The organism is Acidobacteriota bacterium (assembly GCA_020853395.1).
Lineage (GTDB): Bacteria > Acidobacteriota > Vicinamibacteria > Vicinamibacterales > SCN-69-37 > JADYYY01.
The window spans coordinates 149,046-168,845 of record JADYYY010000019.1 but is presented as its reverse complement, the minus strand read 5'-3'; the positions used below and the strand labels follow the sequence as shown (position 1 = coordinate 168,845).

At 71.5% G+C, this 19,800-nt stretch carries 18 protein-coding genes; 10 read left to right on the top strand and 8 right to left on the bottom strand.

Features of this window, described 5'->3' with window-relative positions; genetic code table 11:
- Both IT184_17245 and IT184_17240 read right to left on the bottom strand, forming a co-directional pair.
- Complete coding sequence (locus tag IT184_17245) at nucleotides 1-648, bottom strand: hypothetical protein (protein ID MCC7010558.1); 648 nt, start codon at nucleotides 646-648, stop codon at nucleotides 1-3.
- Nucleotides 645-1,712 (bottom strand): DUF3500 domain-containing protein, encoded by a 1,068-nt coding sequence (locus tag IT184_17240; GenBank protein ID MCC7010557.1) that lies wholly within the window; start codon nucleotides 1,710-1,712, stop codon nucleotides 645-647. The genes IT184_17245 and IT184_17240 overlap by 4 nt, the downstream gene beginning before the upstream one ends.
- A gap of 77 nt (nucleotides 1,713-1,789) precedes the next feature.
- Here IT184_17240 and IT184_17235 point away from each other — a divergent pair, with 77 nt between their 5' ends.
- The 9 genes from IT184_17235 to IT184_17195 all read left to right on the top strand — a co-directional run bounded on the left by IT184_17235 (nucleotide 1,790) and on the right by IT184_17195 (nucleotide 13,183).
- The gene (locus tag IT184_17235; protein MCC7010556.1) at nucleotides 1,790-2,992 is read left to right on the top strand and encodes an aminotransferase class V-fold PLP-dependent enzyme; all 1,203 of its coding nucleotides are present in this window, start codon (nucleotides 1,790-1,792) and stop codon (nucleotides 2,990-2,992) included.
- Nucleotides 2,993-3,015: 23 nt separating this feature from the next.
- Complete coding sequence (locus IT184_17230; GenBank protein ID MCC7010555.1) at nucleotides 3,016-3,297, top strand: DUF504 domain-containing protein; 282 nt, start codon at nucleotides 3,016-3,018, stop codon at nucleotides 3,295-3,297.
- Nucleotides 3,298-3,383: 86 nt separating this feature from the next.
- On the top strand, nucleotides 3,384-6,257 hold the full coding sequence (locus IT184_17225; GenBank protein MCC7010554.1) for an FAD-binding protein: 2,874 nt from the start codon (nucleotides 3,384-3,386) through the stop codon (nucleotides 6,255-6,257).
- Entirely contained in the window at nucleotides 6,254-7,498 is a 1,245-nt protein-coding gene (locus tag IT184_17220) for a C4-dicarboxylate ABC transporter (GenBank protein MCC7010553.1), read from the top strand. Before IT184_17225 ends, IT184_17220 begins: the two co-directional genes overlap by 4 nt.
- 71 nt (nucleotides 7,499-7,569) lie before the next feature.
- Nucleotides 7,570-8,682, top strand: coding sequence for a homoserine O-succinyltransferase (locus IT184_17215; protein MCC7010552.1), 1,113 nt, complete (start codon nucleotides 7,570-7,572; stop codon nucleotides 8,680-8,682).
- Nucleotides 8,679-9,956 (top strand): O-acetylhomoserine aminocarboxypropyltransferase/cysteine synthase, encoded by a 1,278-nt coding sequence (locus IT184_17210; GenBank protein ID MCC7010551.1) that lies wholly within the window; start codon nucleotides 8,679-8,681, stop codon nucleotides 9,954-9,956. The genes IT184_17215 and IT184_17210 overlap by 4 nt, the downstream gene beginning before the upstream one ends.
- Nucleotides 9,957-10,108: 152 nt before the next feature.
- Nucleotides 10,109-11,011 (top strand): DNA-binding protein, encoded by a 903-nt coding sequence (locus IT184_17205; protein ID MCC7010550.1) that lies wholly within the window; start codon nucleotides 10,109-10,111, stop codon nucleotides 11,009-11,011.
- Between the two features lie 238 nt (nucleotides 11,012-11,249).
- Nucleotides 11,250-12,161 (top strand): hypothetical protein, encoded by a 912-nt coding sequence (locus IT184_17200; protein ID MCC7010549.1) that lies wholly within the window; start codon nucleotides 11,250-11,252, stop codon nucleotides 12,159-12,161.
- Between the two features lie 104 nt (nucleotides 12,162-12,265).
- Nucleotides 12,266-13,183, top strand: a complete 918-nt coding sequence (locus IT184_17195) for an MBL fold metallo-hydrolase (protein MCC7010548.1) — start codon at nucleotides 12,266-12,268, stop codon at nucleotides 13,181-13,183.
- A gap of 6 nt (nucleotides 13,184-13,189) precedes the next feature.
- Here IT184_17195 and trxA read toward each other — a convergent pair whose 3' ends face one another.
- Nucleotides 13,190-13,567, bottom strand: coding sequence for a thioredoxin (gene trxA, locus IT184_17190; protein ID MCC7010547.1), 378 nt, complete (start codon nucleotides 13,565-13,567; stop codon nucleotides 13,190-13,192).
- A gap of 20 nt (nucleotides 13,568-13,587) precedes the next feature.
- Nucleotides 13,588-15,126: a CoA-acylating methylmalonate-semialdehyde dehydrogenase gene (locus IT184_17185; protein MCC7010546.1), complete on the bottom strand. Its 1,539-nt coding sequence runs from the start codon at nucleotides 15,124-15,126 to the stop codon at nucleotides 13,588-13,590.
- A 211-nt stretch (nucleotides 15,127-15,337) separates the two neighbouring features.
- Here IT184_17185 and efp point away from each other — a divergent pair, with 211 nt between their 5' ends.
- The gene (efp, locus tag IT184_17180; GenBank protein ID MCC7010545.1) at nucleotides 15,338-15,913 is read left to right on the top strand and encodes an elongation factor P; all 576 of its coding nucleotides are present in this window, start codon (nucleotides 15,338-15,340) and stop codon (nucleotides 15,911-15,913) included.
- A gap of 75 nt (nucleotides 15,914-15,988) precedes the next feature.
- On the opposite strand, the gene IT184_17175 is transcribed toward efp, so the two are convergent.
- The 4 genes from IT184_17175 to IT184_17160 all read right to left on the bottom strand — a co-directional run bounded on the left by IT184_17175 (nucleotide 15,989) and on the right by IT184_17160 (nucleotide 19,761).
- Nucleotides 15,989-16,375 (bottom strand): VOC family protein, encoded by a 387-nt coding sequence (locus IT184_17175; GenBank protein ID MCC7010544.1) that lies wholly within the window; start codon nucleotides 16,373-16,375, stop codon nucleotides 15,989-15,991.
- Between the two features lie 103 nt (nucleotides 16,376-16,478).
- Entirely contained in the window at nucleotides 16,479-17,387 is a 909-nt protein-coding gene (locus tag IT184_17170; GenBank protein MCC7010543.1) for an ABC transporter permease, read from the bottom strand.
- Entirely contained in the window at nucleotides 17,384-18,853 is a 1,470-nt protein-coding gene (locus IT184_17165) for a sugar ABC transporter ATP-binding protein (GenBank protein MCC7010542.1), read from the bottom strand. The genes IT184_17170 and IT184_17165 overlap by 4 nt, the downstream gene beginning before the upstream one ends.
- Nucleotides 18,850-19,761 carry a substrate-binding domain-containing protein gene (locus IT184_17160; GenBank protein ID MCC7010541.1) on the bottom strand — a complete coding sequence of 304 codons (912 nt, stop codon included), beginning with the start codon at nucleotides 19,759-19,761 and terminating at the stop codon, nucleotides 18,850-18,852. Before IT184_17160 ends, IT184_17165 begins: the two co-directional genes overlap by 4 nt.
- Between the last annotated feature and the right edge of the window lie 39 nt (nucleotides 19,762-19,800).

Genomic DNA, 19,800 nt, shown 5'->3' with positions numbered 1-19,800 from the left:
TCAGGCGATGCGCGGCCGCGCTCGCCCGCGCACCCGAAGCCGCCACAGCACTCCGAGCACGCCCAATCCCGACAGCAACCCGATCCATCGTCCGCGCGCCGGCGGTGTCGGCGCGGCGCGCGCGAACCGCAGTGTGAGCTCCCGCTGCCAGACGTCGCGGCGCTGCCCGGTGATGACGATGCCGCCGGCCGGCATGAGGGCGTTGATCAGGTACACGCTCATCTCCGGCGCGTGCGCGTTCGCGAAGCGGAGCTCGTGCGCGCCGGCGCCGCCGGCCGCCGGTGCCGTGGCGCGCAGGCGCACCGTGCCGGTGCCGGCGCGGAGAGAGTCGATCGACGGGAACTCGCAGCTCGAGAGCGTCAGCGGCAGGCGCGCGCCGTCGACGTCCAAGCGCGCGTCGGCGAGCACGGCCAACGCGTAGCGGCGCTGCTCGGCGTCCGACACGACGGCGTCGGCATCCCGATCGACGAGCGACAGGACGCGGCCGGCGACGTCCACGCCCGGCGTGAGATCGATCTCCACCACGACCGCATCGGCGCCGAGCGCGATGCGCGCCGCCTGCAGGTACTCGTCGAGCCGATGCGCGCGCGGGGCCGCCGAGAAGGCGAGCCACAGGCCGGCGGCGGCCGCGATCGCCTGGCGCGTCATCGCGAGACGAGCCTCGCGCCGTAGTCGTTCGTCGGATCCCGGTAGATCGTGTGGATGTGATCTGGGTCGTTCTGCTGCGGCGCGTACTCGATGTGCAGCGTCGGCCCCTGGATCCGGAAGTACGCGAGGCTGCCGGGCTCGGTCGGCCCGCTCCACGCGAAGTACGTGCGCGCGAGGTTCGATCGGATTTCCGCCATCTTCGCCGCCGCGCCCTCGTCGTTCAGGATCCCGACCCACTCGTGCGCGAGATCCAGCAGCATCTCCTGCTGGGCCGGCGTGAGCGCGGAGGCGGGGATTCCTTCCGGCGCGATCGTCTTGCCGTCCTGTCCGGCACCGAGCACGAGATCGGCCACGCGGTAGTCGAGCACGGCCTTCGATCGCGCGGCCGCGTCGAGCGCACCGATGAGCCTGACGCTCTTGTCGTGCTCGTCGCCGAGCGGGCGGATCGATCGCCCGTTCAGCGTGTAGGTCGCCGGCTGCGCTGCCGGCAGGCTCGGCGTCAGCACGCTCGCGCGCCCGGCGATCGTGACGTTGATCGCGAGATGGTGCCCGCCGAACTGCACCATCCACGGCGAGGTCGTGGACGGCGTGCCGAGAATGCCGATGTAGTACTCGGCCAGCCCGAACCGCACGCCGCCGCCCCGCCCGCCGCCGCCGGGACGCCCGCCCGTCCGCCCGCCGCCGCGGCTCTGCAGCACCTCGTCGCCGTTCATGATGTCGGTGACCTTCTGGTAGCCCTCGCGGCTGAGAACGGTGGAGACGAGCGCCATCGCGGCCTCGTGCTGCGCGGGCGTGAGGTCGCCGAGCCGCAGGCTGTGCCGTTCGAAGATGCCCGACGGCAGGTTGGACCAGTTCGTCTTCTGCGGGCCGTCGAACGGAAAGAGCGCCCGCGCGCGCTCCGAGTCGCCGACCGTCGCGAGGAAGCGCTGCGCGGCCTCGACCGATCGCGCGGTCGCCGACTGCGCGGCCGGCGGGCTCGCCACGGCGGCGTTGCGGCCGGATCCAGCCAGAAGAGGCAGAGCGAGCACGGCCACGGCGCCGGCAGAGAAGAGGACGTTCCGCATGCGGCGCAGTCTACGCCCGTCCAGGCAGCGGCGATCCGGGATCTTCGCGGCCGCAGGCAGGCGGATAATGGCCCACGATGTCCCACACCGGCCGTCACTTCCTCCAGATTCCCGGGCCGACCAACGTGCCCGACCGCGTGCTCCGCGCCATGGCGGCGCCGGTCATCGACCATCGCGGCCCCGAGTTCGCCGCGCTCACCGCGGACGTGCTCGAGGGCCTTCGTCACGTGTTCGGCACACGCGGGCCGGTCGTCATCTACACGGCGTCGGGCACCGGCGCGATCGAGGCCGCGTTCGCCAACACGCTGTCTGCCGGCGATCGCGTGCTCGTCTTCGAGACCGGCTACTTCTCCGGCCTCTGGCGTCAGGTCGCCGAATCGTTCGGGCTCGGTGTGCAGGAGGTGCCGGGCGACTGGCGGCGCGGCGCCTCGCCCGCCGATCTCGAGCGGCACCTCGCCGCCGATCCCCAGCACGCGATCAAAGCCGTCGTCGTCGTCCACAACGAGACGTCGACCGGCGTCAGGAGCGACGTGGCCGGCCTGCGCGCGGCGATGAACCGCGTCGGGCACCCCGCGCTGCTGATGGTCGACACCGTGTCGTCGCTGGCGTCGATGGAGTACCGGCACGACGAGTGGGAGGTGGACGTGTCGGTCTGCGGATCGCAGAAGGGGCTCATGGTGCCGCCCGGCCTGAGCGTTCACGCGATCTCCGCGAAAGCGATCGCCGCCGGACGCCACGCCGGGCTGCCGCGCCGCTACTGGGACTGGGCGGACATGATCCGGCAGCACGAACGCGGGTTCTTCGCCTACACGCCCGCGACCAACCTGCTCTTCGGCCTGCGGGAAGCGCTCGCCATGCTGCGCGAGGAAGGGCTGCCTCAGGTGTTCGCGCGCCACGATCGGCACGCCGAGGCGACGCGCGCGGCCGTGCGCGCGTGGGGACTCGACCTCGTCTGCGCCGATCCGCTGGCGTACTCCAGCTCGCTCACGGCGGTGTTCACGCCGGAGGGGCACGACGCGGACGAGCTGCGCCGCGTCATCCTCGATCGTTTCGACATGTCGCTCGGGACGGGCCTCGGCCGCCTGGCGGGCCGCGCGTTCCGCATCGGCCACCTCGGCCATTTCAACGATCTGATGCTCGCCGGCACGCTCGCGGGCGTCGAGATGGGGCTGCGCGCGGCCGGCGTGCCTCACGCGCCGGGCGGCGTCGCCGCCGCGCTCGACGTGCTCGCATCGGGCGCGCCGCAGCCCAGTGCCAGCGCGCCCGCGCCGGCCGGCTGATCGATCCGGCGGGTACGCGCGACGTGCAGCCCATTCAGGACGTCCTCCACCGGATCCGCTGGGACGCCGAATTCGGCCGAGGTGCGTTCGCGATCGCCTACTGGGATCGCGTGGCCAGCCGCGAAGAGCACGTGCCGCTGGCCTCGGTGGCGTTCGACGCCGCCGACCCGCGCGCGCTGCGCGTGACCGACGCCGACGGCTCGTCCATCCGCCTTCCGCTCCATCGCGTGCGGGCGGTGTACCGCGACGACGTCGAGATCTGGCGTCGTCCGCCCCGCGACCCGCGCCGCGCCGGGCACGGCTGACCCGGCGCAATCGCGCATACACTAGCCGGCGTGTCGACCCGCAACGACGCGATGGCGATCTCGACGCGGCTCTAGCGCGATCCTCGATGGCCGCCGCGCACGCCTTCGATCCCGACGCCCTCCGGCGAGCGCTGACGACGCGTGTGGCGGGCGAGATCCGCTTCGACGCGGTGTCGCGCGCGCTGTACTCGACGGACGCGAGCGTCTATCAGATCCAGCCGGCCGGCGTCGCGATCCCCCGCACCCGCGACGACCTCGCCGCCATCCTCGACGCCTGCCGCGAGGCCGGCTGCCCGATCACGATGCGCGGCGGCGGCACGTCGCAGGCCGGCCAGGCGATCGGCCGCGGGCTGATCGTGGACACGTCCAAGTACCTCAACCGCGTGCTCGACGTGCACCCCGAAGAACGCTGGGCGCGCGTCGAGCCCGGCGTCGTGCTCGACGAGCTGAACGCCGCGCTGAAGCCGCACGGCCTGCGCTTCGCCCCCGACGTCTCCACCGCCAGCCGCGCCACGATCGGCGGCATGATGGCGAACAACTCGAGCGGCGCCCGTTCGATCCTGTACGGCAAGACCATCGATCACGTGCTCGAGCAGGACGTGCTGCTCTCGGACGGATCGGTCGTGCGCGCGCGAGCGTGGACGGACGACGAGGCTCGGGCGGCGTGCGCGGGTGAGAGCGTGCTGGCGCGCGGCTGCCGGCTCCTGCGGCAGCTCGGCCGCGAGCACGCGGCGGAAATCGATCGCCGGTTCCCCAACGTGCTGCGCCGCGTCGGCGGCTACAACCTCGACGCGTTCGTCCCCGGCCGTCCGTTCGACCTCACGAAGCTGATGGTCGGCTCGGAAGGCACGCTCGGCATCGTGCTCGAGGCCCGGCTCGGGCTCGTGCCGCTGCCGGCCGCCAAGGCCGTGCTGTCGGTGCAGTTCGACAGCCTGCTCGACTCGCTCGAGGCGACGCCGCTCATCCTGCGCCACCGGCCGTCGGCCGTCGAGGTGATGGATCGCTTCATCCTCGATCACACGAAGAAGAGCCCGGCGCTCGACGCGCTCCGGCGGAGCTTCGTCGAGGGCGATCCCGCGTCGCTGCTGTGCGTCGAGCTCTACGCCGACCGCGCCGCCGATCTCCCGCCCATGCTGGACGCCCTCGAAGCGGATCTTCGCGCGGCGGGATGGGGATCGCACGTCCATCGCGCGCTCGCCGCCGACGCGCAGGCGAGGATCTGGAGCCTGCGCGAAGCGGCGCTCGGGCTGTCGATGGCGATGAAGACCGACGAGAAAGCGATCTCGTTCGTCGAGGACACCGCGGTGCCGCCGGAACGGCTGCGCGACTACATCGCGCGTTTCCTCGAGATCGTCCGGAGGCACGGCACGACCGCCGGCATCTACGCGCACGCGTCGGTCGGCTGCCTCCATGTGCGACCGGTCATCGACCTCAAGACCGCCGACGGCGTCTCGCGGTTCGAGGCGATCGCCCGCGAGGTCGCCGAGCTCGTGCTCGAGTTCGGCGGGGCGCTCTCGGGCGAGCACGGCGACGGGCTCGTCCGCAGCCCGTTCATGCGGCGGATGTACGGGCCGGTGCTGTACGACGCCTTCGAATCCATCAAACGGACGTTCGATCCGGCGGGCCTCTTCAATCCCGGCAAGATCGTGGACGCCGAGCCGCTCACCGCGAACCTGCGGTACGGCGCCGGCTACGAGACGCCGCGGCCGGCCACCCGCTTCGACTACTCGGCGTACGGGGGCATGGCCGGCGCGGTCGAGATGTGCAGCGGCCTCGGCGCCTGCCGCAAGACGCTCGACGGCACGATGTGCCCGTCGTTCATGGCCACACGCGAGGAGATGCACTCGACGCGCGGCCGCGCCAACGCGCTTCGCCTGGCGATGGCCGGGCGCCTCGGCGAGGCCGGGCTCGGCGACGAGGGGATGTACCGGACGCTCGACTGGTGCCTCGAGTGCCGCGCCTGCAAGGCCGAGTGCCCGGTGGGCGTCGACGTGGCGCGGTTCAAGAGCGAGTTCCTCGCCGACTACTGGACGCGGCACGCCATGCCGCGCCGCGCGCGGCTGCTCGCCGAGGTCCATGCGCTCGGCCGGATCGGCAGCCGGCTGGCGCCGGTCTCGAACTGGATCGCCGGCGCGCCGCTCGTGCGGCAGGCACGCGCGCTGGCGCTCGGCATCGACGGCCGGCGCCGGCTGCCCCGCTTCGCCCGCCGCCGGCTCGAGGACCGGCTGCCGGCGGTCGAACATGCCGACGCCGTGATCTTCGCCGACACGTTCAGCAACTACTACGATCCGGACGTCGGCCTCGCCGCGGCCGCGGTGCTCGAGGCCGGCGGCCTTCGCGTGGGGCTCGCTGGCAACGTCTGCTGCGGCCGGCCGAAGATCTCCAAGGGCCTGCTGCGCGACGCCGCCGCGCTCGCGGCCGCCAACACCGATCGCCTCCACCGGCACGCCGCGGCGGGACGGCCGATCGTCTTCTGCGAGCCGAGCTGCCTCTCGGCCGTCCGCGAAGATGCGCCGGATCTGTTGCGCGGCGATCTGGCCCGCAAAGCCCGCGAGGTCGCCGAGGCCTGCGTGCCGTTCGAGCAGCTCGCCGGCAACCTCGCGGACCGCCTGCGCTTCAGGCCCGGCCCGGCCGCGATCCTGCTCCACGCGCACTGTCATCAGAAGTCGATGGGGCTCGCCGGGCCGACGCACGCGCTGCTCGCGCGATTGCCCGGCTCGACGGTCACCGACACCCACGCCGGCTGCTGCGGCATGGCCGGCTCGTTCGGCTACGAGCACGTCGAGCTGTCGCGCGCGATCGCCGATCACCGGCTGCTGCCCGCCATCCGCGCCCGCGCCCCCGGCACCGTCATCGTCGCCACCGGCACGTCGTGCCGGCAGCAGGTGGCGGATCTCACCGGCGAGACGGCGGTCCATCCGGCCGTGCTCGTCGCGTCCTGTCTCGAGGCGCGCGGATGAGCCCCGCCGGCCTGTCGCTCGCGGCGCTCCTCGTCGCCATCGTCGCCAGCTCGGTCACGTCCTGGAACGTCGGCGTGCTGGCGATCGCGCTCGCCTGGCTCGTGGCGTGGTACGGCGGCATCGCGCTGAACGACGTGCTCGCGGGCTTTCCCGTGTCGCTCTTCCTCACGCTCACGGGCGTGACGATGCTCTTCTCGCAGGCGCAGCAGAACGGCACCCTCGAGAAGGTCGCCGAGCGCGCGCTTCGGCTGTGCCGCGGCAACGCCGGGCTCGTGCCGATGATGTTCTTCGCCCTGTGCTGCCTGCTCGCGTCGCTCGGGCCCGGGCACATCGCGACGACGGCGCTCGTCGCGCCGATGGCGATGTCGGTCGCGGCGCGCGCGCGGATTCCGGCGTTCCTCATGGCGATCATGGTCGGGCACGGCGCGACGGCGGGCTCGCTCTCGCCCGTCGCGCCGACGGGCATCATCGTGAGCGGCATCATGACGCGCATCGGCCTGCCCGGCTACGAGTGGCCGACCTATCTCAACAACCTCGCGGCCCAGACGCTCGTCGCCTTCGCGGGCTACTTCGCGTTCGGCGGCTGGCGGCTGTTCGGGTTCTCCTATGCGGGCACCGACGAGGCGGCGGCGCCGCCGGCGCGCGCGCGTCTCGACCGGGCGAACTGGCTCACGCTCGGCGTCATCGCCGCGCTGCTCGTCGGCGTGCTCGCCCTCGGCATGAACGTCGGCATGGCGGCGTTCGCCGGCGCGGTGCTGCTCGCCGCGCTCCGCGTCGCCGATCACGACGCGGCGATTCGCCGCATGCCGTGGAACGTGATCCTCATGGTCTCGGGCGTCACGGTGCTGATCGCGCTGCTGGAGAAGACGCAGGGTCTGGATCTCTTCACTGCGCTGCTCGCCCGCTGGGCCACGCCCGACACCATCACGGGCTTCATCGCGTTCGTCACCGGTCTCGTCTCGGTGTACAGCAGCACGTCGGGCGTCGTGCTGCCGGCGTTCCTCCCGACCATTCCCGGCCTCGTCGCGCGGCTCGGCGGCGGCGATCCGGTGGCCATCGCCTCGGCGATCAACGTGGGCGGCCACCTCGTGGACGTGTCGCCGCTCTCGACGATCGGCGCGCTCTGCATCGCCGGCCTCGTGCCCGGCACCGAGGACGCCCGCGTCCTCTTCAACCGGCTGCTCGCCTGGGGGCTGTCGATGACGGCCGTCGGCGCGCTCGCCTGCGCGCTCATGTTCTGATCGCGGCCGCCGCGCGCGCCTGACGGCGAAGGCGACGCGACCGTATAATCGGTGGCTCGTCTCGTACCGGCATGCCGATCGTCGAACACACCTCGCTCCCGACGTTCAGGGACCTGCGGCGGCAGGGGCACACCGTGCTGACGGTGCCGGAAGCGCAGCACCAGGACATCCGCGCGCTGCACGTCGGGCTGCTGAACATGATGCCGGACGCGGCGTTTCGCGTGACCGAGCAGCAGTTCATGCGGCTCGTCGGCAGCTCGAACCACATCGCGCAGTTCTTCGTGCACTGCTTCACCGTGCCGGGGCTGCCGCGCGGCGGGGCCACGCAGTCCTACATCGATCGCCACTACGAGGACCTCGCCACCATCTACGCCGACGGGCTCGACGCGCTCATCATCACCGGCGCGAACGTCGCGAACCCGCGGCTGGACCTCGAGCCGTTCTACGGGCCGCTCACCGAGGTGATCGGCTGGGCGGCCGAGAACGTCACGTCCGTGCTCTGCTCGTGCCTGTCGACGCACGCGCTGATGAAGTTCCTCCACGGCATCGATCGCGTGCCGCTCCCCCGCAAGCAGTGGGGCGTCTACGCGCACCGCGTCGTCGCCGCCGGGCACCCGCTCCTGCGCGACATCAACACCCGCTTCGACGTGCCGCACTCGCGCTACAACGCGATCACGCGGGAGCAGTTCGTCGGTGCGGGCCTCCAGATCCTGATCGAGAGCGCCGAGGCGGGCGTCCACGCGGCCGTCAGCGAGGACGGCCTGCGGCGCGTCTACTTCCAGGGGCACCCGGAGTACGACGCGAACAGCCTGCTCAAGGAGTACAAGCGCGAGGTGCTGCGGCACTTCGACGGCGAGCGCGATCTGCCGCCGTTCCCGGAGCACTACGTCGCCGGCGGTGCGCCGGCGATCATCGACCGCTACCTCGAGGACGCGCACGCGGCGCGCGCGGCGGGCCGCGCGCTGCCGGAGTTCCCGGAGCCGCGCGTCGCCCCGTGGCTCGACAACACCTGGCGCGACACCGCGCGCGCGGTGTTCGACAACTGGTTCGGCCTCGTCTACCAGCTCACGAACCTGGATCGCCGCCTGCCGTTCATGGACGGCATCGATCCGCGCCATCCGCTCGAGGGCCTCATGCGGCACGACGCCCCCCACACCGACGACCAACGAGGACACGACCGATGAAGGACGAGACGCTCGCGATTCACGCAGGCTACAAGACCGATCCGACCACCAAGGCGGTGGCGGTGCCGATCTACCAGACGGTGGCGTACGAGTTCGACAACGCGCAGCACGGCGCGGATCTGTTCAACCTGGTCGTGCCGGGCAACATCTACACGCGGATCATGAACCCGACGCAGGACGTGCTCGAGCAGCGCGTGACCGCGCTCGAGGGCGGCATCGCCAGCCTCGCGCTCAGCTCGGGGCAGGCGGCCATCACCTACGCGATCCTCACCATCGCCCGCGCCGGCGCCAACATCGTGTCGGTGCCCCAGTTGTACGGCGGCACCTACACGCTCTTCGCGCACCAGCTTCCCGCGATGGGCATCGAGGTGCGGTTCGCGAAGGACGACCAGGCGGCGTCGCTCGAGGCGCTCGTCGACGGCCGGACGGCCGCCGTCTACTGCGAGACCATCGGCAACCCGGCCGGCAACATCCCGGATCTCGAGACCATCACGGCGATGGCGCACCGGCACGGCGTGCCCGCGATCGTGGACAACACGGTGCCGACGCCCGTGCTGATGAAACCCATCGAGTTCGGCGCCGACATCGTCGTGCACTCGCTGACGAAGTACATGGGCGGCCACGGCACGTCGATCGGCGGCATCATCGTCGACTCGGGCAAGTTCCCGTGGGCGGAACACCAGGATCGGTTCCCGATGCTGAGCACGCCGGAACCGGCGTACCACGGCGTGGTCTACACGGAAGCCCTGGGGCCCGCGGCGTTCATCGGCCGGGCGAGGACGGTGCCGCTGCGCAACATGGGATCGGCCATCAGCCCGTTCAACGCCTTCCTCTTCCTCCAAGGGATCGAGACGCTCTCGCTGCGCATGGAACGGCACGTCGCCAACGCGATGGTCGTCGCCCGCCATCTGGAGCGGCATCCGTCGGTCTCGTGGGTGAGCTACGCGGGGCTGGAGTCGTCGCCGTACTACGCGCTGGCGCAGAAGTACACGAACGGCCGGCCGTCGGCGCTGCTGACGTTCGGCATCAAGGGCGGATTCGACGCGGGCGTGAAGTTCTACGACTCGCTCCAGATCTTCAAGCGGCTCGTGAACATCGGCGACGTGAAGTCGCTCGCCGCGCACCCGGCGTCCACGACGCACCGTCAGCTCGGCGAGGCCGAGCTGGCGAGCGCGGGCGTGACGCCGGACATGATCCGCCTGTGCGTCGGGATCGAGGCGGTCGAGGACATCCTCGGGGACATCGACCAGGCGCTGGCCGTCGCGACGGCCTGACGCGCGCCGCGCGCGTCTCGGGCCGCGCGAACGATCCCGCGGCGTCGTTTCGGAATGCCTCGGCCAGGGCTCGCGCGGCCGGGCCGACCGCCGCCGGAGTGCGCGAGCGGGCCGGGCACATCAGTTGCACTCCGGCACAGGCAGAACGATCCATGCCGGTGCCGGACGTCGCTCCGTCGATCGATTCCGCCGAGGCGCGGGTGCTGAACCGCGCGATCGCCGCGAAGCTCGACGAGATCGCCGCGCTGCTCGCCAGCCAGCACGCCAACGCGTTCCGCGTGCGCGCGTACCGGCGAGCGGCCGCCGCGCTCCGCCGGCTCGAGACGCCGATCTCCGACGTGCTCGCCCGGGGCGGCGTCGAGGCGCTCGAGGCGCTGCCAGGCATCGGCGAGAGCCTGGCCCGCACGATCCGCGACCTCGCGCGGTTCGGCTATTCGCCGATGCTCGACCGGCTGCGCGGCGACGCGGACCCCATCCGCCTGCTCTCGACAGTGCCGGGCATCGGCCGCCGGCTGGCGACGCGGCTCCACGAAGACCTTCACATCGAAACGCTGGAGACGCTCGAAGCGGCCGCGCACGACGGCCGGCTGACGACGCTCGCGGGCATCGGGCCGAAGCGGCTCGCCGGCATCCGGGCGGTGCTGGCCGAACGGCTCGGCCGGGTCCGGCCGCCAGCCGCGCCCGCCGGCAGCGGGCCCAACGTGGAAGAGATCCTGGACGTCGACCGCGAGTACCGCGATGCCGCCGCGTCAGGCCGGCTCCCGACGATCGCGCCGAGACGCTTCAACCCGGACCACGAGCCGTGGCTCCCCATCCTCCACACGCGCCGCGGCACCCGCGAGTACACCGCGGTGTTCTCCAACACGGCGCGGGCGCACCGGCTCGACCGCACGCGCGACTGGGTGGTGATCCATTGGGACGATGGCGGGAGCCAGGGACAGTGCACGGTCGTCACCGAGCGTGCCGGCCCGCAGAGCGGGCAGCGCGTCGTTCGCGGCCGCGAGCAGGACGGCGCGGTGCACGACGCCCACGCGATCGCGGACCGCGGCAATTGATCGGATCGCAGGCCACACGCGACACGTGCGGGCGCTGCGCCGCGCGCTGCCAGGCGACCACGCTTCCGCGGCTGACAGCGCTGGCGCCGGGCCGTGCGCAGGAAAACACGCCGCCGATATTCGACGACGGATGCTCCGCCAGGCCGTGCGCGGCCGTCCGCATTGATGGCACCGCCTCGCACGCTCATTTGCAGCCCAGATTTGCGGCCGCCACCCGTCGAGCGCATACTCTGCGACCATGATCGCCGCCCTCCCGCTCGGCGTCTTCGTCGTCATGCTGCTGTTCTTGGCCGCGATGTCGGCCGTCGCCGTGTTCGCCGGCGTGCACGCGAGGCGGCAGGCGAGCCTCGTCAAGAGCACGCCGACGACGCCGATTGCGCTCGCCGCCGACGGCTTCTGCGAGCTCGAGGGCGTCGTCGACGCGATCGCGGGCCGTCCGGTGACGGCGCCGCTCACGGGTTGGCCCTGCTGCTGGTATCACGCGCGACTCGAGCGCTACGTCTCGCGGCCGACGAGCGGCGGCGGGGGCGGCTGGCAGCTCGCGCGGGAGTGGACGAGCGGCGCCCCCTTCTTCGTGCGCGACGGCACCGGCGTCTGCATCGTCGATCCGTTCCGCGCCGAGGTGACGCCGACCGACCGCAGCCGCTGGTACGGCGACCGCGAACAGCCGAGCGATCGAAATCCGCCGAAAGTCCCGCCCACCGAGTCGCTCGACCGGATCGTCGAAGTCGCCGGCGCGAAGCGGTACCGCTACACCGAGGAACGGATCTACGCCGGCGATCCGCTGCTCGTGCTCGGGGAGTTCTCGAAGGGCATCGCCGAATCCGTCGATGACGACGATGATGATGATCAGGATGACGACGATGACGAGATGGCCGACGCCGAGGCGGCGGCCGAAACAGGGAGCGAGGAAGAAGACGAGAGCGCCACCGCCGATCTAGAGCGCGACGATGCGCTCTTCGACGCGGCACGGGCGATCACGCGCCGTACGATCGCGCGCGGGACCGGCGCCAAGCCGTTCATCGTCACGACCACGCCACAGGCGCAGCACCTCGCGCTGACGGCCACCGGATCGTTGGCCGCCTTCGGCGTCGCGCTCGTGCCGCTGGCGATCGCGCTGCTGCTCATCTGGGCCCGCACGGGACGCTGACGCGCGGCGCGATCCGCCGATCGCGGGATCCGCGCGCCGACCTCCGGTATCCTGAAAGCGCCCTCCGCGCCGCGGTTCCGCCGCAGCCGGATCGCGTCGTCTCCATGATGCTCGGACCCGGCCTCGACTGCGTCGACCTCGAGTTCCTCGGCACGCCCGAGGTCATCGCCACGGTGCTCGTCCATGGACGGCAGGGCGTTGCCGTGATCGATCCCGGGCCGTCCACGACGCTCACGACGCTGCGGGCGGCGCTGGCGCGGCGCGGATTCGCCTCTGCCGACGTGCGCGCCGTCCTGCTCACGCACATCCACCTCGATCACGCGGGCGCGGCGGGCACGCTCCTCGCCGAGTGTCCGAACGCCGTCGTCTACGTGCACGAGCGCGGCGCCGCGCACCTCGTCGATCCCCGCAAGCTCATCGCGAGCGCGACGCGGCTCTACGGCGACGACATGGATCGGCTGTGGGGTGAGATCCGTCCGGTGCCATCGGACCGCCTGCGCGTGCTGTCGGGAGAGCCGGCCGAGCGCCTGGCGATCGTCGGCCACGACGTCGAGTGGGCCTACACGCCGGGCCACGCGTCGCATCACGTCAGCTACTTCCTGCCGGCCGGACGCATCGCGTTCGTCGGCGACACGGCGGGCCTCGCCCGCCCGCGAAGCCGCGTGGTGCTGCCCGCCACGCCGCCGCCCGACATCGACCTCGAGGCGTGGCGCGTCTCCACGGATCGCATCCTCGACTGGGATCCCGAGCAGATCGTGCTCACGCACTTCGGCCCGCAGGCCGCGCCGCGCGTGCACTTCGGCGAGCTGTGGCGGCAGATCGGGGACTGGAGCGCGCGCGTGCGGATGCTGCTCGAGGCGCCCGGCACCGACGAGATGCGGGCGCGCGCGTTCTCGGACGCCGTCTCGCGCGACCTGGCGCGCTCGACCACGGCGGCCGATGCGCTCGGCTACGAGCGTGCGGGCCGGTTCGACTTCTCGTGGAACGGGCTGGCGCGCTACTGGCGCGGACGTGCGTCGTGACGTGGCTCAGTCGGTCGTGACGATGCGGCTGCGCTCGGCTTCGATCTGGCGGCGGATGTCGTCCATGTCGAGCGCGCGGACCTTGGCGATGAGGTCTTCGAGGTCGGCAGCCGGCAGCATGCCCGGTTGTGCCGCGAGCAGCACGCCGTCGCGGAAGACCATCACGGTCGGGATCGACCGGATGCCGAACGCGCCGGCGAGCCCTTCCTGATCCTCGGTGTCGATCTTCCCGAAGGTGATGTCCGGATGGTGCTCGGCCGCGGCCGCGAAGATCGGGGCGAACGTCCGGCAGGGTCCGCACCAGCTCGCCCACCAGTCGAGCAGCACGATGCCGTCCTCGACCGTCTCCTCGAAGTTCTCCGCCGTCACGTCCACGAGCGCCATCCGGATCTCCCTGCTCCCGCCTACTTCATCGTCGGCATGATGAACTCGGCCCCGGCGCGGATGCCCGTGGGCCACCGCGACGTGATCGTCTTCATCCGCGTGTAGAAGCGCACGCCCTCCGGGCCGTGCATGTGGTGGTCGCCGTAGAGCGAGTGCTTCCACCCGCCGAAGCTGTGGAACGCCATCGGCACCGGGATCGGCACGTTGATGCCGACCATGCCGACCTGGATCTCGTGGGCGAACGCGCGCGCGCTGTCGCCGTCGCGGGTGAAGATCGCCGTGCCGTTGCCGAACTCGTGCGCGTTGACGAGCTCCACGGCCTCGCGATAGTTCTTCGCGCGCACGACGCTCAGCACCGGCCCGAAGATCTCTTCCTTGTAGATGCGCATGGCCGGCGTGACGTGATCGAAGAGACAGCCGCCGATGAAGAAGCCGTTCGGCGACACGTCGTTGCGGTAGCCGCGGCCGTCCACGACGAGCGTGGCGCCTTCCTCGACGCCGAGGTCCACGTAGCCCTTCACGCGGTTGTAGTGGTCGCGCGTGACGAGCGGGCCCATCTCGTTCTTCCTGTCGGCGCCCGGGCCGATCCGCAGCGTGTCGAGCCGCGTCTTCAGCCGGCCGACGAGCGCGTCGGCCAGCGCGTCGGTGACCGCGACGGCCACCGAGATCGCCATGCAGCGTTCGCCGGCCGATCCGTACGCGGCACCCATCAGCGCGTCGATGGTCTTGTCGAGATCCGCGTCCGGCATCACGACCATGTGGTTCTTCGCGCCGCCGAGCGCCTGCACGCGTTTGCCGTGCGCCGCGCCGGTCGAGTAGATGTACTGCGCGATCGGCGTCGAGCCGACGAAGCTCACCGCCTGCACGTCCGGGTGCGTGAGCAGCGCGTCCACGGCTTCCTTGTCGCCGTTCACCACGTTGAACACGCCGTCGGGCAGGCCGGCCTGCTTGAACAGGTCCGCGACGAACAGCGACGCCGACGGGTCGCGCTCCGAGGGCTTGAGCACGAACGTGTTGCCGCAGGCGATCGCCACGGGGAACATCCACATCGGCACCATCACGGGGAAGTTGAACGGCGTGATGCCGGCGACGACGCCGAGCGGCTGGCGGATGGAGTGGCTGTCGATGTTGCTGCCGACGTTCTCGGTGAACTCGCCCTTGAGCAGGTGCGGGATGCCGCAGGCGAACTCGACGACCTCGAGCCCCCGCGTCACCTCGCCCATCGCATCGTCGTGCACCTTGCCGTGCTCGGCCGTGATGAGGGCCGCGAGCGGCTCCATGTTGGCCTCGAGCAGCTCCTTGAACTTGAACATCACACGTGCGCGGCGCAGCGGCGTCGTGTTCGCCCAGGCCGGCAAGGCCGCCTTGGCCGCCGCGATCGCCTTGCCGACCTCGTCCTTGGTCGCGAGGGGCACGCGCGCCTTGACCGCGCCGAGCGCGGGGTTGTACACGTCGCCGAACCGCCCGCTCGTGCCGTCCACGCGCTCCCCGTGGATGAAGTGCTGCAGCGTCTCGACGCCGGCCGGCGCCTTGTTCACGTCCTTCTCTTCCAACAACATACGGGTGATCCTTTCCGTGCTCGTATCGGGCGCAGGATTGGTGCGCGACGGACGGCCAGGGGGCGCCGCCGCGAGCGCGAGCGCCGGCAAGACCGAAAGCGGTTCTCCGCATTATACCGGCCCGGCCGCGAGCCGGCGCCATCGCCGGGTCGTCGCGAACGGCCGGGGCGTGCCGAAGCGGCGCCCCGTCGTTCTATAGAATGTCAAGGCTGTGGCCGCCCTCATCGAAGCGATCGACATCAAGCGGAAGACGTTCTTCGAGTTCGAGAACGCCCCCTACCACTGCCTGGACGTGGAGGTCTCGAAGCCCACGGCCCGCGGCGGGCAGACGCTCGTGCGCCTCAAGATGCGCAACCTGCTCACGCGCGCGGTGTTCGACCGCACGTTCAAGGCGGGCGAGAAGTTCGCCGAGCCCGACCTGGACGTGGTCCCCGCCGCGTTCCTCTACCGCGACGCCGAGGGGTCGCACTTCATGGATCAGGAGAGCTACGAGACGCTCACGCTCGGCGACGAGACGATCGGCGACGATCGGCTGCTGCTCGCCGACAACGTGCTCGTGCAGATCCAGCGGTACAACGGCCGGCCGATCGGGCTGCAATTGCCGCCCCACGTGGAACTGCGCGTGGACCGGACCGAGCCCGGCGTGAGGGGCGACACGGCGAGCGGCGGCGTCACCAAGCCGGCCACCCTCGAGACCGGCCTCGAGATCCGCGTGCCGCTCTTCATCAAGGAAGGCGAGAAGGTGAAGGTGCACACCGAGACGCGCGAGTTCGCGGGAAGGGCCTGAGGCATCGGGACATCGATCATCGGGGCGTCGGGACATCAGATATCCCGATGGCCCGATGATCGATGCCCCGATGCCCTAAATCATCTTCGTCGTCCGTGAGACGAACTGGATGGCGAAGCCCCAGGGGTCGCGCAGCATCGCGAGCTCGTCGCCGACGTCGTTCGTCGTGACCTCGCCGACCGGCGTCGCGCCCGCGTCGATCAGCCGCGCCCGCGTTCCGGCGACGTCGTCCGTGTAGAACGCCAGGTGCAGCAGCAGCGGGTCGAGGCTGCGGTAGTCGGGCACGGAGGCCTTGGGGTTGTTGTAGATCTCGATCATCACCCCGTCGCCGTCGTCGGCCAGGAAGTACCCCCACGGCCGATCCCTCTGCGAGCGCTTCACGCGCAGGCCGAGGTGCTCCACGTACCACTCGGCCACGGCGACCGGATCCTGGACTTGATAGGCAGCATGTTCGATCTTCACTCGTCGTCTCCTGGTTGCACGATCACGCGGTCAGTTTCCAAGTAGATCAGTTTCCAGACAATCGCCCAGATGTCCCCATGCCCAGACGTCGGCTGTCCAGCCGTCATTTGCGCCAACGGTCGAGCGACGCCGCCGCGAGGAAGACGGCGCCCTTGACCATCATCTGATCGTAGGGGCTGACGTTGTACAGGTTGAGGCCGTTGTTGAGGATCCCGATGAAGAACGCGCCGGCCAGCGTGCCCCAGATCGATCCGCGGCCGCCCATCAGGCTCGTGCCGCCGACGACGACGGCGGCGATCGCGTCGAGCTCGTACAGCTCGCCGGCGCGCGGGTAGCCGGCGCTGAGCCGCGACGCGACCAGCACGCCCGCCAGCCCGGCGCCGAGGCCGCACAGCACGTAAACCTTGACGAGCACGCGGTCGACCCGCACGCCCGACAGCCAGGCCGCCTCGCGGTTGCCGCCCGTGGCGTACACGTGGCGGCCGAACGGCGTGCGCATCAGGAGCAGCCAGCTCGCCGCGAACACGGCCGCGAGCACGATCGCCATCGACCAGCTCTGGCTGACCGTCGAGAACGCCGGCGGCAGTCCCGAGATCGTCCGCGCGTCCGTGTACTTGAACGCCGCCCCGCGCACGATCAGCATCGTCGCCAACGTGACGACGAACGGGGGCACGCGAAGGCGGGTGACGACCACGCCGTTGAGCAGCCCGACGAGCACGCCGACGCCGATCCCGATGGCGACGGCCGTGCCGAGCCCGAGGTCGCGGACGATGGCGTCGGCGCAGAGGACGCCCGACAGCGCGACGACCGAGCCGACGGACAGATCGATGCCGCCCGTGAGGATGACGAACGTCATGCCCGCAGCGATGACGGCGGGAAACGCGTTCTGCCGCAGCACGTTCGACAGGTTGTCGGCCGTGAAGAACGCGTCGGTCGCGACCGCGAGCACCACGCACTCGACCGCGAGCGCGACGAAGATTGCGTAGTCCGAGAGCGCGCGCCGGCGGATCATGCGCCCGTCGCCATCGCCATCACGGCGTCGGGCGTCGCCGCCCCGCGCGCGAGCTCGCCCACCGTTCGCCCCTGCCGCATCACGACGACACGGTCCGCCATGCCGATGAGCTCGGGCAGGTCGGACGAGATCATCAGGATGCCGAGCCCTTCGGTCGTGAGCTGGTTCATCAGGGTGTAGATCTCGGCGCGCGCGCCCACGTCCACGCCGCGCGTCGGCTCGTCGAGAACGACGACGCGCCGCGGCAGCAGCAGGAAGCGCCCGAGCAGCGCTTTCTGCTGGTTGCCGCCCGAGAGCGTGCCGGCCGGCTGGTCCAGCCCCGCGCTCCGCACGTGGAATCGCGACGCCGTGCTCGACGCGGCGGCGCGCTCGGCCGCAATCGACAGGAACCCGGCCCGCGTGAAGTGCCGGAGATACGTGAGCGTCAGGTTCGCGGCCGTGCTCATCTGCGGCAGGATGCCGCGGGCCTTGCGGTCCTCGGTCACGTACGCGATACCGTGCGCGATCGCGTCGGCCGGCGATCCGACCGTCGCCGCGAGCCCGCCAATCGCGACGCGCCCGCGTGCCGGCAGCGCGCCGACCAGCGCGAGCGCGGCCGACGTGCGTCCCGCGCCCACGAGGCCCGCGAGGCCGACGATCTCGCCCGCCCGCACGCACAGGCTCACGTCGTGGAACCGCGGCGGCGCCGCGAGGTTCGCCACGTCGAGCACGGTCTCGCGCGGCGACGCCGTCCGCGGCGGGAACTCCTCGGACACCTCGCGCCCGACCATCCAGCGGATGAGCTGCGGCCGGCTCGCGCCGGCGGCATCCGTCACCGCGACCACCCGGCCGTCGCGCAGCACCGTGATGCGGTCGGCGATCGCGAAGATCTCCTCGAAGCGGTGCGAAACGTAGACGATGCCGAGGCCGCGCGCGCGGAGGCGGCGCACGACCTCCAGCAGCCGGTCGACCTCGCGGCCCGAGAGCGACGCGGTCGGCTCGTCGAGCACGAGCGCGCGCGCGTCGGTGAGCAACCCGCGCGCGATCTCCACGAGCTGCTGCCGCGCGACGCTCAGGTCGCCGACGCGCGTGGCGGGATCGACGTCGAGGTCGAGATCCTGGAGCACCGTGCGCACGCGCGGCACGTCGCCCGCCCGGCGGAGCACGGGCCCGCGCTCGCGCCCGAGCTCCAGGTTGTCGAACACGCTCATCTCGGGAACGAGCGTGAACTCCTGGTACACGATGCTCAGGCCCTGACGGCGAACGGCGCGCGGATCGCCGGGCTCGAGCGGCCGGCCGCCGAGCCGCACCACGCCGGCATCGGGCACGACGGCGCCGCCGAGGATCTTGATCAACGTGGACTTGCCGGCGCCGTTCTCGCCGACCAGGACGTGCACCTGCCCGGCGTCGACGCCGAAGTCCACGCCGTCGAGCACGCGGACGCTGCCGTAGCTCTTGGAGACGCCCGCGGCGGAGAGCAGGCTCACTTCGCCGCGAGCGTGGATTCGTCGACGACCTCCACCTCGACCGCCACCACGGCCGGCACGGCTTCGCCGGACAGATGGCGGGCGATGATGTCGATCGCCGTCTCGCCGATCCTGCGCGGGTGCTGCGCGATGTCGGCCTCGAGCGGGCTGCCGCGCCGGATCGCCGCCTGCGCTTCCTCCGTCGCGTCGAAACCGACGACGACGATGTCGCGGCGGCCAGCGGCTTCGATGACGTTCGCCGCGCCGAGCGCCGAATCGTCGTTGATGCCGAAAACGCCCTTGAGATCACGGTGCGCCTGCAGCATGTCCTCCATGATCTGCGTCGCGCGGGCACGCTGCCCGTCGGCCGACGGCCTGGCCACGATCGTGATGTCCGGATACCTCGCCATCACCTCTTCGAAGCCCTTGACGCGATCCTGCACCGAGGCCACCGTCGGATGGTCGATGATCACCACCTTGCCCTTGCCGCCGATGCGCGTCGCGAGCGCCTCGGCCGCGAGCCGCCCGCCGGCGAGGTTGTCGCTCGCGACGTGCGACACGATCTTGCCGCCGTGAGCCGCGATGTCGACGGTGAAGATCGGGATGCCGGCGCGCTCGGGCGCCCCGAGCGCCGGCACGACCGCGCTCGAGTCGCACGGCGCGACGATCAGCGCGCGGACGCGCCGCGCGACGAGGTCCTCGATCTGCGACGCCTGCTTCGCCGGATCCATCTCGCACGCGACGACCGTGAGATCGAACCCCTTCGCGGCGGCGGCCTCGCGCATCCCGGCCTCGAGATCCTTGTAGAACGCGTGCGTGCCGGTGAGGAGCGTGGCCCCGATCACCGGACGCGACGAGGCCGGTGACCCGGTGCCGCCGCAGCTCACGACGGCGAGCAGCGGGATCAGAACCGTCAGAAGGCGACGCATGGGGAGAGAGGATAGCGCAGGAGGGCCGGTCCGGGGTCC

Bases quoted from the DNA above. Each gene is read 5' to 3' on its own strand.
- IT184_17245 (MCC7010558.1), bottom strand. From the start codon at position 648: ATGACGCGCCAGGCGATCGCGGCCGCCGCCGGCCTGTGGCTCGCCTTC.
- IT184_17240 (MCC7010557.1), bottom strand. From the start codon at position 1,712: ATGCGGAACGTCCTCTTCTCTGCCGGCGCCGTGGCCGTGCTCGCTCTG.
- IT184_17235 (MCC7010556.1), top strand. From the start codon at position 1,790: ATGTCCCACACCGGCCGTCACTTCCTCCAGATTCCCGGGCCGACCAAC.
- IT184_17225 (MCC7010554.1), top strand. From the start codon at position 3,384: ATGGCCGCCGCGCACGCCTTCGATCCCGACGCCCTCCGGCGAGCGCTG.
- IT184_17220 (MCC7010553.1), top strand. From the start codon at position 6,254: ATGAGCCCCGCCGGCCTGTCGCTCGCGGCGCTCCTCGTCGCCATCGTC.
- IT184_17215 (MCC7010552.1), top strand. From the start codon at position 7,570: ATGCCGATCGTCGAACACACCTCGCTCCCGACGTTCAGGGACCTGCGG.
- IT184_17210 (MCC7010551.1), top strand. From the start codon at position 8,679: ATGAAGGACGAGACGCTCGCGATTCACGCAGGCTACAAGACCGATCCG.
- IT184_17205 (MCC7010550.1), top strand. From the start codon at position 10,109: ATGCCGGTGCCGGACGTCGCTCCGTCGATCGATTCCGCCGAGGCGCGG.
- IT184_17200 (MCC7010549.1), top strand. From the start codon at position 11,250: ATGATCGCCGCCCTCCCGCTCGGCGTCTTCGTCGTCATGCTGCTGTTC.
- IT184_17195 (MCC7010548.1), top strand. From the start codon at position 12,266: ATGATGCTCGGACCCGGCCTCGACTGCGTCGACCTCGAGTTCCTCGGC.
- trxA (MCC7010547.1), bottom strand. From the start codon at position 13,567: ATGGCGCTCGTGGACGTGACGGCGGAGAACTTCGAGGAGACGGTCGAG.
- IT184_17185 (MCC7010546.1), bottom strand. From the start codon at position 15,126: ATGTTGTTGGAAGAGAAGGACGTGAACAAGGCGCCGGCCGGCGTCGAG.
- IT184_17170 (MCC7010543.1), bottom strand. From the start codon at position 17,387: ATGATCCGCCGGCGCGCGCTCTCGGACTACGCAATCTTCGTCGCGCTC.
- IT184_17160 (MCC7010541.1), bottom strand. From the start codon at position 19,761: ATGCGTCGCCTTCTGACGGTTCTGATCCCGCTGCTCGCCGTCGTGAGC.